Origin of the sequence: Paenibacillus nanchangensis, from assembly GCF_046543445.1 — a bacterium.
Lineage (GTDB): Bacteria > Bacillota > Bacilli > Paenibacillales > Paenibacillaceae > Paenibacillus_AQ > Paenibacillus_AQ nanchangensis.
In genome coordinates this window covers 71,218-83,589 of the sequence record NZ_JBHOFD010000017.1, presented here as the reverse complement: position 1 = coordinate 83,589, position 12,372 = coordinate 71,218, and the positions used below count along the sequence as shown (strand labels likewise).

General features: G+C 50.5%; 11 protein-coding genes. 2 read left to right on the top strand and 9 right to left on the bottom strand.

Features of this window, described 5'->3' with window-relative positions:
• Positions 1 to 143: 143 nt before the first annotated feature.
• The gene (locus ACE6ED_RS15230) at positions 144 to 2,417 is read left to right on the top strand and encodes an alpha/beta hydrolase family protein (RefSeq protein ID WP_410828042.1); all 2,274 of its coding nucleotides are present in this window, start codon (positions 144 to 146) and stop codon (positions 2,415 to 2,417) included.
• Between the two features lie 133 nt (positions 2,418 to 2,550).
• Here the strand turns inward: ACE6ED_RS15230 and ACE6ED_RS15225 are convergent, their stop codons facing one another.
• From ACE6ED_RS15225 to ACE6ED_RS15205, 5 genes are all read right to left on the bottom strand, one after another.
• Positions 2,551 to 3,291, bottom strand: coding sequence for an ATP-grasp domain-containing protein (locus tag ACE6ED_RS15225; protein ID WP_410828041.1), 741 nt, complete (start codon positions 3,289 to 3,291; stop codon positions 2,551 to 2,553).
• A 7-nt stretch (positions 3,292 to 3,298) separates the two neighbouring features.
• The gene (locus tag ACE6ED_RS15220; protein WP_410828040.1) at positions 3,299 to 4,237 is read right to left on the bottom strand and encodes a GNAT family N-acetyltransferase; all 939 of its coding nucleotides are present in this window, start codon (positions 4,235 to 4,237) and stop codon (positions 3,299 to 3,301) included.
• 22 nt (positions 4,238 to 4,259) lie between these two features.
• A complete protein-coding gene (locus ACE6ED_RS15215) occupies positions 4,260 to 4,790 on the bottom strand; it encodes a GNAT family N-acetyltransferase (RefSeq protein ID WP_410828039.1) in 531 nt (176 codons plus the stop codon).
• Between the two features lie 52 nt (positions 4,791 to 4,842).
• The gene (locus ACE6ED_RS15210) at positions 4,843 to 5,301 is read right to left on the bottom strand and encodes a hypothetical protein (RefSeq protein ID WP_410828037.1); all 459 of its coding nucleotides are present in this window, start codon (positions 5,299 to 5,301) and stop codon (positions 4,843 to 4,845) included.
• Positions 5,302 to 5,436: 135 nt separating this feature from the next.
• Positions 5,437 to 6,354: a LysR family transcriptional regulator gene (locus ACE6ED_RS15205; RefSeq protein WP_410828036.1), complete on the bottom strand. Its 918-nt coding sequence runs from the start codon at positions 6,352 to 6,354 to the stop codon at positions 5,437 to 5,439.
• Between the two features lie 99 nt (positions 6,355 to 6,453).
• On the opposite strand from ACE6ED_RS15205, the gene ACE6ED_RS15200 reads away from it, so the two are divergent.
• Positions 6,454 to 7,344: a DMT family transporter gene (locus ACE6ED_RS15200; RefSeq protein ID WP_410828035.1), complete on the top strand. Its 891-nt coding sequence runs from the start codon at positions 6,454 to 6,456 to the stop codon at positions 7,342 to 7,344.
• Positions 7,345 to 7,623: 279 nt separating this feature from the next.
• Here the strand turns inward: ACE6ED_RS15200 and ACE6ED_RS15195 are convergent, their stop codons facing one another.
• From ACE6ED_RS15195 to ACE6ED_RS15180, 4 genes are all read right to left on the bottom strand, one after another.
• The gene (locus ACE6ED_RS15195) at positions 7,624 to 8,013 is read right to left on the bottom strand and encodes a tautomerase family protein (RefSeq protein ID WP_410828034.1); all 390 of its coding nucleotides are present in this window, start codon (positions 8,011 to 8,013) and stop codon (positions 7,624 to 7,626) included.
• Positions 8,014 to 8,202: 189 nt separating this feature from the next.
• Positions 8,203 to 10,449, bottom strand: a complete 2,247-nt coding sequence (locus tag ACE6ED_RS15190; protein WP_410828033.1) for an alginate lyase family protein — start codon at positions 10,447 to 10,449, stop codon at positions 8,203 to 8,205.
• Positions 10,450 to 10,470: 21 nt separating this feature from the next.
• Positions 10,471 to 11,343 (bottom strand): carbohydrate ABC transporter permease, encoded by an 873-nt coding sequence (locus ACE6ED_RS15185; protein WP_410828032.1) that lies wholly within the window; start codon positions 11,341 to 11,343, stop codon positions 10,471 to 10,473.
• Positions 11,344 to 11,371: 28 nt separating this feature from the next.
• Complete coding sequence (locus tag ACE6ED_RS15180; RefSeq protein ID WP_410828031.1) at positions 11,372 to 12,280, bottom strand: ABC transporter permease; 909 nt, start codon at positions 12,278 to 12,280, stop codon at positions 11,372 to 11,374.
• Positions 12,281 to 12,372 lie beyond the last annotated feature (92 nt).

Here is a 12,372-nt window from a genome sequence, read left to right as displayed (position 1 = left end):
CAACGAATCCATGGCAGGCGAAGTGTAAGATTGGTGTAAGGAAAGAGTAAGCTGCCCGTAAGTACGGTCCGCTATAATAAACTCCGGGAGTAGTTGAGTATGGTTTAGGAAAGGCCAACTAAATAATGAAAGAGGTTAAGCGAATGGAACAAATGGAAATCATCCCGGTTGAACCCGTCAAAAAAAAGAGATCCCGGATCAGGCGATGGCTGCAGCGAATCCCGCCGCTTACTCAGGGCTGGAAAGGTGCCTGCCTTCTATTAAGCTTCGTAGCACTCTGTATCAGTTTCGTACAAGGGTACTACATGCTCGGGTCTCGGGGAATTTTTGACTATTCCGTCGGCACCCTCCTTTTTTTGGCAGCTATACTGGCCATTACCGGAATCGTTACCCTGCTGCTGCACTTGGCTAAAAAAATGCCGTCTCGTTACCTATGGGCGGCACTGTTTTCCTTTTGTCTGCTGTTCATAAGCTTTATCACTACCGCCCCGTTGTTATTATTAACCCTATTGTCTATCATGGCCGCTGTTTCTGCACTCGGTGCAATCCTGTACCGGTGGTTCAATGGCGCCTACAAAGGAAAGACTCGGGCAAAAAAGATCATCACTGGTTTGGGTGCAGCACTGACTTTCGCATTTCTATGCCTGACTGGTTATTGGCTCTTGAGCGACGGCGAAGCCAAACTTGTTAAGCCATATACGCTTCAAGCTGTTAAATCAGCAGAACGATATCAGAACACGATGCCAAATCCGGCTGAACCTGGCTCGTTTAAAGTAAAAACCTGGACTTATGGAAGTGAAAACAGCTACCGCAAGGAGTTTAATGCGGAAGGATCACTGGTTACGAAACAAGTAGACGGATCGGCATTTGTGGACAATTGGTCCGCGCTTCGGACTAAAACGTTTGGTTTTGGTCCGGAAGCGATGCCGCTGAACGGGTCGGTCTGGTTTCCTGAAGGGGAAGGGCCTTTTCCGCTGGTCGTAACGGTCCACGGCAATCATCTTGCAACCGATTATTCGGACACTGGGTATGGTTATTTAGGCACACTGCTGGCGAGCCGGGGTTACATATTTGTTTCGGTTGATGAAAATTTTCTAAACACGTCGCCCTTTGACGACTTGCTTTTGGTAAAAGTGCTGGAAGGAGAAAACCGGGCTAGAGGCTGGCTTTTGCTGGAGCATTTAAAGACATGGAAAGACTGGAACGCTCAAAAAAGCAGCCCCTTATACGGCAAAGTAGATATGAACCGGATTGCGTTAATCGGTCATTCCCGCGGCGGAGAAGCAGCTGCTGTCGCTTCGGCTTACAACAAGCTGCCGGCCTATCCGGATGACGGGAACATCAAATTCAACTATAACTTTAATATCCGATCCGTCATATCCATCGCCGGCACCGACGGGCAATACCAGCCTGCCGGACAGCCTGTAACAATGCAAGACATCAACTTCCTTGCTCTGCAAGGGGCGCACGACATGGATGTCAGTTCGTTTGACGGCGCAAATCAATACAGCCGGGTTACCTTTACAGAGGACACGGATCTTTTCAAAACTTCGGTTTATCTGTATGGGGCGAATCACGGCCAGTTTAATACCAAATGGGGAGATACCGACAGTATCGGGCTGGGTAGTAAGTGGTTTAACACCGCCCAGCTTATCTCACAGGACGAGCAACTGCTGGCGGCCAAGGTGCTCATCTCTGCTTTTCTGGATTCAACGCTGAAAGGCGAATCCGGATATCGGGCTGTGTTTCAAGATCTAGGCTATGCCCGGGAATGGCTCCCCAACACGATGTATATCAGCAATTATTGGGATGCGGGCACGAAGGTTATCAGCACTTTTGATGAAGACATCGATCTCGGAACAACAACATTGGCTGGTGGGCGTCTCGACGGAGTGGGATTAAAGGAATGGACAGAGGAGAAAGTGAAAATGAAGTTTAGCGCAGCTCCCTTCAGCGCCGTCCGGCTCGGATGGGATCGTTCGGAGTCCTCCTCTCTTCCCGCCTACAAGGTCATTCTTCCAGACCAGGGCTTGGAAGCAAACGCACAGAGCTCCGTTGTCTTTGCAATGGCGAATGGAAAGGAAAACAAGGGTTCCTCCAGCCAAGACGGCCTTGCCGACTTAACTGTAAAAGTCACAGATTCGCAAGGAAATACCGCATCGTTACCGCTAAGCAGCGAAGCTGGGTTACTGCCGATGTTCGAAGGGAACATCGTTAAACGTCCCTTCTCCTCCTCGGTTCCGGTGAAAGAACCGGTCTTCCAGAACTACAGCTTTAAGCTAGCCGACCTGCAAAAAACAAATCCAAAATTTAACCCGAAACAGCTCGCAGAAATCAGCTTTGTGTTTGACCGTACAGACCGCGGAACCGTGTGGATTCGGGACATTGGGATCCGTATCAGAGAAACGTCCCTTTAATTTATTAGGATGTTAACCGTGAACGAAACGTTTGTCTTATAGACTCGGCAGCAAAGTTTCACCCTACTTGCCGCCGCAAATAGAAAACGCCAGAGTGTACTGGCGTTTTCTTGCATCTTTGATTTAGAACACTCTAGTAATGCCTCAGCGCATCCGGAGTTCCTGTTAATTCGGCCCAGCGGGCGGCAAGAAACTTGGCGTAGTTTATGGGGCTGATCCCATACGTTCCCAGCGAATGGCCGTCATTAATTTCGACAAGCTTCATCTGCCCGCTAGGGTCGACGCCAAAATCCATGCTGTAGGCAGCTGGAGCATCCGTAAAATCATGAACTGCTTTTTTTACAATAGTAAGGTCCAGCTTGGAATCCCAGGCACCTTTGTACTGCCGAATGTCCAGGATTTGTCCATACCTGATAAAACAGCGCCACTCCGTTACAAAATCAACAATTTCCGAACACCAGATGGCCGGGTTCTCCTCCCCTTCAATCAAACCGATAAAATCCTTAAACTCCCGGATCACTTTCCCCGCAAACTGCTTGGTTCTGTCTTTTGGTTTGATGAATACATTCCACTGGTCTTTATCATGGAGCAGCTCCTGAACAGTAGTCGCCCATACTTTCCTGCCTAAGTAAACCTGAAGGGAGTCTGGATAATCGATTTCCCCCTGGGTCCTTTTGATGCCCAGTATCTCCAGCCGTTTTCTTACATTGCCGATTCCGCCAACCACCACATCTTCCGGATTGTGATCGCTGATGCCGCTTGCTTCTCTGTATTTCAGGGTCTCCCACCCTAATGCAGCAAACCCCTCCTTGGCGACAAAAGCATTTACATTATAGAAGTCCCCGTTTTGATCTGTCTGAATATAGGCTCGCATGCGGACTTCATCCTTCCAAATGTGAGATGGTTTTCTCAAAAATGCTGATTTCATAGGCGGGTTTCATTCCCGCTTTTTCGTATAGACGGTACGCACCCGACGGATTGGCGGCATCTACGCCCAAGGCGACAAGCATCTGGCCTGCATGATAGGAGGCATGGAACATCTGCTGCAGCAGCGCCAGGGCCAATCCCCGCCCTCGGAACTCACGGCGGACCCCTATCTGCTCAATGTAGAGCAGGTCCTCCCGCATGCGGCCCAGCGCAAGGCCGGCGACAGTCCCGTTGTCATCCGTAGCAATTAACCACCATTGTTCGTTAAAGGTAGGAAGCTCTGTTTTCTCCACCCATTTTTCAAATGCAGGGGCGGCAAAATCCCAATGATCCGCAAACGATTCCACGTACGCATCATAAACGGCACGTTCGTCCCGGCCTTTCTTGAACGGTTGGACCGTGATTCCCGCCGGAGGCTGAAGGGCCGGCGGTTCAGCATCAAGCCGCAGCTCCAGCCGCTTGAAATAACGCACCGGGGCAAATCCGCGCTGCTCAAACAGCCGGACAGCGCCTTCGCACAACGTGGGAATCATCCCCTGAAGCCGCTTGGTGACGCCCGATTGATCGCGGAGCTCAGCCGCGCGTGTTTCGATGGCTGCAAGCAGCGCTGCGCCCACTCCCCGTCCCCGTTCAGCGGGCAGCACACAGCCATAGCTGAACAGCTTTTCTTCGCTGTCTTCTTCGAGAAACGCGTAGCCAATCAGCGTTTGGTCTTCCTTTTCAACGACCCATACATTTTTCTCCAAATCAAAGGATGACCACATGTCCAGAATATCGTCCAGCACAACATCGGGTGCGCCAAGGTCTTCCGTGTCGCATGCAGCCACAAGGCTGCAAACGGCCTCCGCATCCGTCATTGAAGGACGCCTCAGATGAAAGGTTGCTTTTGTCATATGTATTTTCACTCCTGTTAATTTAATTTTCAAATCGAAAAATCCGTTTCAGCCCATCATTGCTTGTGTCCGCTGTATGTTCTGTAAATTGTCCATGGGTATAGCCGTTGATCGTCTTTCTCCAAAACCTCTGCGCCCGGGCATTCTTATCCCCCGGATTTGTTTGCAGCTCCCATACCCCCAGGTGCAAGTCGAACACTTGCAATGCTGCAGCTTCAGCCCCCCCTTTTCCCCGAAAGGAACGAAGCACAAAAAACTCATTCATGTAAAAATTACAACCAGGCGGAGCATAAGGCGGGGAAGCGACCAACGCAAACCCGGCCGGGATTTCACCGGCTCTGATCAGGTAAGGATACAAGCTGTCAGGCCGGGACCACCATATGTCAAAAACTCTGTTCTGATCCGCCAATGTTAAAGTGTCGTCGTCCTCAAATATTCCGTATTGGTTGGGTTCCCATCCCCATATTTCGGAGAGATCGTGTAAGTAAAGAGGATATAAGTTGTTGATAATGAATTTGGACTCCGAGTCCGTTACTTGTACTGTTACCTGCATCCCCGCATCCCTCTCCTACATAAACTCCCTTACATTACCTTCCGTTACCTTTTCATAACCCGGGCAGCTTTCCCTGTCTGTAACTCTCCAGCAGTTGGGCTGCAAAGGGGATCGGGGTCTGATTTGGGTTTGAGTCCGAGTTCGGGGTCGGATTGAGATTTGGATTTGGATTCGGATCCAGATTCGTATTCGGCTTCAAGTCCCCTTCCTGCAACAGAAATGCGCCTATCAACCCAAAATCATCACTGACATAAGCGGCCAATTCATGCTCCCCCGTGAAACGGAACGTCTGTTTAAACGCCTGCTCCCGGCATCCCCGCAGTGTTTCCTCCTCCATAATGGCAGGATCATGCACAGTCTCCCGGTAAGCCTGCATCCAGGCGTCTGAAAATGCCGGCTCATCCCGCGCATCCAGATACCCTTCCACATCCAGATTCTCAAACAACTGCGGTGTGAGCAAGGTGCCTGAAATCAACTCGGCCAGCAAGCTGTCCGCATCCGTTCTCTTCATCTCTATCAACTCCATCGGCCTATTTAACTGGAAGTTTCTTATACGTTAATGTTCCTATAATAAGCAGAATAGTTAGTTTTGTCTAATCTCACCTGGATGATAGACTTGCCTATCTCCGCTTGCCACACAAGCCGCTTATAACTTGCCCGGGACGAAATCAGACAGCTTTGACGCCGGCATGCCCTGTGGCGGAAACAACTCCAGTGTTGTCCGGATAAACAATTTAACCGCAGAGGAGGCTTCGTCAATCGACGGTACAGCCAAGCGAATATCACGGTAGGCTTCCGGCTCCAGCTCGCGTTTAACTAGCCGGGACGGGAGCGATTTCAGTGCCAGCTCGGACAAAATCGGAAATCCCAGCCCTTCTTCCGCCATCCGCAGTGCCATATTGACGCTCTGGACGATATATTTTGATTGCAGGCAGGCTCCCGCCCGTTCGATCAGATCGTTGATCGGCGGTTCGTATCCGGCTTTGCACGTAATAAACGGCTCCATTGCCAACCGTTTCACAGGGATAACGGATAAGCCGCTGAGCGGGTGATCCTCCCGCAGCACCGCATACATTTTCTCCCGGTAAAGCGGAATTGTATCCCACTCCCCGTCCGGCGGAATCAGGATCGCAGCGTCAATGACCCTGTTTTCCAGCCAGCTTTTCAGTTCGCTGATGTTCCCTTCGCGAAGCTCAAATTGAATTCCCGGATGTTTTTTGGCGATAGCGGCGACAATGTTGGGCAGAAAATGAGCGGCAGCCACGGGAAACGCCCCGACACGAATGGTGCCGACCTGCAGCCCTTTTTCGTCGGCGATAACTTGATCCACCTTGTCAAACGTGCCAAGAATCTCACGGAACAGCACAAGAATACGTTTGCCAGTTTCAGTCAACTGCACGCCGCTGCGGCGGTCCCGCAGAAGCAGTGACACCGCAAGCTCCGCTTCGAGCGATGAGATTGCGCGGCTGACCGCCGGCTGCGTCATATTTAGTTCCAACCCTGCTTTGGTGAAGCTGCCCGTTTCTGCGATTTTGACGAACAGCTTAATCTGTGTGTTAGTCATAACCGTTGAGTTATGCCCCCTATAATTAACATTCATTTTCATTATGTTGTGAAATAGTGTATCATTCGGAATGACCTATAAACAAGGAGAGACTTCACTATGTTGGATGCTGCTTTATCCCGCAAACAAACTTTATTTTATTTAATGTTTTTGATATTGATGTGGGGAATCAACTGGCCGTTATCCAAATACGCGCTGGAATTTACGCCTCCGCTGCTGTTCGCCGGCCTGCGGACGCTGATTGGCGGGCTGCTGCTAGTTGTTGTCGCACTACCTCGCTTGAATAAACTCCGGCTGCGGGAGACATGGCCGTATTATTTGATTTCGGCTTTTTTGAGCATCGTGTTCTACTATGGCTTCCAGACTGTCGGACTGCAGTACATGCCCGCAGGGTTATTTTCGGCGATTGTGTTTCTGCAGCCGGTACTGCTCGGATTGTTTGCCTGGATGTGGCTTGGTGAGAAGATGTACCCCAGAAAAATACTTGGCCTGCTGCTGGGGTTCTCCGGGGTGGCCGTGATGAGCATTGGAGGGTTGGAAGGGGGCATCTCCATGCTCGGCATTCTGCTCGCTTTAGCCTCGGCGCTTAGCTGGGCGCTTGGAACGGTATACATCAAACGGCAGGCTCCAAAAGTTGACTCTTTGTGGATGACCGCGATGCAGATTCTGATCGGCGGCTGTGTCATGACGGGGTATGGCTCGGCGGTCGAGAACTGGTCGGAAGTTCAATGGAACCTTACTTTTCTATTAGATACGCTGTTCATTTCCATATTTGTCATTGCGCTCGGATGGCTGGTCTACTTTAAGCTGATTAGCTCCGGCGAAGCATCGAAGGTTGGCTCCTTCACCTTCCTGATCCCGGTGGTTTCCATTGTCTGCAGCGTTTTGTTTTTAAACGAGCGGCTGACGCTAAACCTGCTTGCCGGAATGGCGCTAATTGTCGCCAGCATTTTGCTCGTTAATGCGCGGACCAGGCAGACTTCATCTTGAGTCTTATCGCCAAATTTATTGTTGTGTTAATGTGAAAAGCGGCTGTCTCATAAGTCGCAATGTGACGGGTGACAGCCCTTGCCTCGTAATTACGCCTTGGCTCATTTCATGTGATCCAGACTTATTTAGTGTAATTTGTGGTTTCACCCAAAAAAATAGCCGGACCGTAAGAGGAGCCTCCCACTCCCCATCTACGGTGCGGCTTTATTTATTAGCAATTCATGTAACTTGAAAGCTTTCTTTTTTACGTAAATTTACTTCTGGGACAGCTTCTTCTTTTTACACATTCACTTTATAGTTTAATTGCAGTTCGTCAGCGGGCAATCCTCTGATTCCCCAGTGATGCGCCGGGGTTTCAAAAATCGTAATTTCAAGGTCATTTGGCGTAATCCCCACAGATTCGTTGACTCGCTGGAATAACAAATGGATTAGTTGTTTTTTAGCCCCCAGCGACCTTCCCTCAAAGATACTGATCTCAATGATGGTATAAGCATCAGAACGGCCCTTTGCATAAATAAAATCTTCTTTCTCCATAGGGAAAAACCGGTGAAACCTTTTGTCCGGAGGGTATTTGAATGCTTCAACTACACAAGAGTGGATGACCTCCGATAGTTTTTCCTTACAGGGATTCAACTTCTCCTTAACCCCATAAATCTTAATTTGTGCCATTTGCTCAGCTCACCTTTCTATACTCAACTCTACTCCGCTCATAGATAATCATAAACTTTTTCCAGCAGCTTTGTCACCTTATTCGCGTGTGTTTAAGTTGGGGGCTGCCGTACCGGGCAATTTTATGGATGGTTTGAGGGCCTCTGCCCCTGACTGAAGCCTTGCTCGTCCAATTTTGCCTCCGGCAACTTAACTTTTGCCTATTGCTTCGCGGCCGCAATTGGTCTTCACTATGACATCACTGCTGTATACGGATCCCGCAAATTCCAAACCGTTTGGCTCCTTTTTACCCGGCAGCAGTCCCTCGGTGATGATATTGCCCGTATGATCCAGGTAGCCCTGGACGTCGAAGCTGTTATGGTACAAGCAGATTTCATCCACACTGCCATCGATCGTCAGACGCAGGGCGGACGCCTCCACGAGGGCTACCTCTGCCCCGTTCAAGCGCACAGGTATACGATCAATCTTCACTTCGGGTTTCGCGCTTCCGTATGGTATGGCAAGTGTCTCAACAACTTTTTTACCGTATGCCTCGAACGACCGCTTCACCACCGGGTTGTCATAATACACGCCTTGTTTAAAGATTAATCCCTGCTCCAAAGTAAGCCGGTCTTCCGGCAGCCCGGCCGGAGGATGAACAAGCAGCAGGTTGGCATCCTCCAGTTGTGTTGTAACTTCCCGTCTGTAGGGGTCGTAAGCTGCACAGCCTGTAGGCAGGTGGAAATACTGCTCATACCGGTGAAGACCCTGTGCCTCAAAGAGATCCACGATCAGCCAGTAGCGGTTTTTGACAAACAGCACTTTCCGGGAGTGAATAACCGGATCTTCGTAGCGGGTATACCCGAAATGGCTGGCGAAGGTATAATCATAACTCTCCTGCGCCGCAAAATCCCAGATCCGGCAGGCCGCGGTATTCGGCGTATTCCAGTGCAGGCTGCGTACATGTTGATCCTGCCCGTCGACAACCACGGTATTGTGAGCCCGGGTGGATACCGCATATTTCCGCTCCTTGTTCCACTCGAACAAACCCATGCCGGTATCCGCCAATAGCTCGCGTCCCCCGGCATAAAGTACCAAACTAAGCGCATCCGCATGGGCATGTCCGCCAACACCGGCACCGGCTCGCATCGCCATATACATGTCCCCCGCTCTCCAGCCCTGGCGGAAGGTGATATATCCGCCGGCCGGAAAGCAGGCTGCCGTCTCTGCCGGTACGGAAGCTTGGATTTGCTCATATTTCTCCGCCGCTTCCGGTCCAAGTCTCCAAAGCAGTGAAAAAGGCAGCTTGTTATGCCCCAGCGCTTTGAAATCGCTCCGCTGATACAGGTAAGCGCCAAGGCTCATGATATTTCGCAGCTCACTTGCCGTCTGTATGTCGGTATCGCCGAATCTGGCCAGCTGACCGTCCGGAGTGAGCAGATGCAGCGTAACGGTGAACATTTTTTCCAGAATCTCTGCGTATCCCCCTTCTTCGATGCCTAGTTTATGGAACAGCGCCACCAGTTCATATACATCGCGCATAACGATTAAATGGTAATTCGGGCTGCCTTCAAACTGTACGCCGTCCGGATAGACGTTCTGCCGGATGTAGGCCGGCATTTCACGCATGCCGTATTCCAGCCACACCGCCGATTCCTTCAGCTCCGGCAGCAGCAGTGCAGTCTGGATCAACCCGCGCAGCTGCATACAGACGTGATTGCCGTGACTGGCATGATATCTGCGGACATATTGTCCGTGCTGGTGGAAGGATTTGATCAATTTCAGCTTAACCTCCGGCCTAAAGGAAGCGGAGTTAAAAAACGCAATAAAGGCTTCGGGCAGCGTAAAAAGCCGGACCCCGGCGGAGAGCGGGTCCCAGGTCGAATGCTCCGCCCTGAAAGTCCCGTCCACCGGCATCGGGTTGTCGCCGATGAAATGGTCCATCATGTCATTAAAGCATTTGGCATACTTCTCATCGCCGGTCAAAATATAGGCTCTGGCCAGCCGCTTAACGTAAACAAAACGGGTCAAATGCAGCTGGTACTGTGAGCTGTCGTACAGCCAGCTGTTCCAGTCATAGTTGCCACCCGGGAAGACCACCCTCCTGCCTTTGAATACCGGAATATCGCCTGCAGCAATCCGGTCTGCTTCGGCAATGTCCTCTCCCGCCTCTTCATCCTCGCTGTAGTGGTTAATCGCATAAGATCTGAGCTCCGGAACTTCCTTCACATTGAAATAATATCTTCTCGCACTCCCGGATGCGATTACCTCCAGGTAAGCATCTCTGGCAGCGGCAATCCGGCCGGCCTTCAGTTCAGCGGCTACCCCCGCCAGTTCCGGGCGGCTAAGATCAAGCGCGGTGCCCAGAAATTCCGCATCGGACATTTGAGGCTGCGTATAGTTCGGATTGTGGCGTAAATCTTTATAACCCAGCGTCATACATCTCACCTTTTCCATGTTTGCGGTCATTTCCCGCTATTATTCTTTAATCGAACCGAGCATGGCTCCCTTGGCAAAATACTTCTGAAGGAACGGATACACAATCACAATGGGCAGCATGGCCAGCAGGATCGCCGCGTTCTGAACATTCGGCCCCAGATTGGCGGCCAGCTGCGCATCCACTGCGGCTTCAGCCGAAATGTTGGATGCGCTAATCGCAACCATCTGCCGCAGCAGCGGCTGAATCGGCCAGCGTGACGTATCGTTCAGGTAGATGACGGCGGAGAAAAACTCATTCCAGAACTGGACCATAAAAAACAGCGTGAAGGTCGCAATGATCGGCTTGGATAGCGGCAGCACAACCGAATACAGAATCCGGAATTCGCCCGCCCCGTCGATCCGCGCCGCTTCATCCAGACTTTCGGGCAGGCTCTGGAAGAAGGAGCGGATCACCAGGATGTTAAACGCACTGGAAGCCGCAGGCAGCACGACCGCCCAATAGGAGTCGATCAGGCCGAGATTTTTGACCACAAGATAACTGGGAATCATACCGCCGTGAAAGATCATCGTAAAAAAAATAAACAGCAGCATAACACGGCGTCCAGGCAGGAATTTTTTGGACAAGGCATAAGCCAGGGTAATCGATACAAACAGACTGAGGCAGGTGCCCAACGCTGTAATCAATACCGAGTTTTGGACCGATGTCATGAAGGTATCCGCCTTCAGCAGGTAAGCGTAGGCGTCAAACGTCCAATGCTTGGGCCAGATAAAGAAATTGCCTGCAAGCGAATCACCCGGCGGACTGAACGATACGGCGATAATATAAAGAAAAGGCAAAATTACAAGCAAGCTGATAAGGCAAATGACCAGCACAATGATGCTGTCAAACCATGTTATCCGAAGTTTCATCATCTCTCCACTCCTGCTTCAGGTTCTAGGTCTAGAATATGCCATCTTCCCCCAGCAGTCTGGCTGCATAATTGGCTGCGAGTACGAGGATCAGACTGGCCACGGATTTGAACATGCCTACAGTAATCGCGAAGCTGTAATTGAATTGCTCCAGACCGATATGGTAGACAAACAGGTCAAATACATTGGAAACATCCAGGTTAAGGCTGTTGGTCATCAGGAAGATCTGCATAAAGTTGGAGTCCATCGAAGAACCGAGACGGAGCAGCAGCAAAATGACAATGGTGCTTTTGATCCCGGGAAGCGTGATATGCCAGATGTTTTGCAGCCGGTTTGCGCCATCCACCTTGGCTGCTTCATACTGCTCTGGATTAATACCCGCCAGCGCTGCCAGAAAAATAATTGTCCCCCAGCCGGCATCCTTCCAGATGGACTGGAAAATAATGAGCGGACGGAACCATTCATTGCTGACGAGAAAGTTTGCGCTGCCGCCAAACCACTGCTCCAGATAGTGATTGATCACTCCCGAGGGGCCAAAAAAGGAAATGGTGATCCCGTAAATAACTACCCACGACAGAAAATGGGGCAGATAAACAATTGTCTGCGAAATCCGCTTGAACAGCTTAAGCCGAAGTTCATTGAGCATCAGGGATAAGACAATCGTGAACGGAAAATAAATGACCAGGTTCAGCAGGCTGATCAGCAGCGTATTTTTCAGCAAAATATAGAAATCGGAGGTTCCGAAAAACTGTCTGAAATTATCCAGCCCTACCCAGGGGCTGTTCATGATGCCTTTAAACGGACTGTATTCCTTAAACGCCAGTATAAGTCCCGACATCGGAATGTAATGGAAAATAACAAAATAAAGAATTCCCGGCGCTGCCAGTAAATAAAATGGCCACAGCTGCTGGAATCGTTTCGGCCGCAAGCTTCTCTGCACAGTTAGCCCTCCTTATCCATAAGGCGAAAGAAGAAAATCTTCTTCCGCCTCTGTTTGTATTGTTTAAACGGTATATTGCTCGATGGCCTACA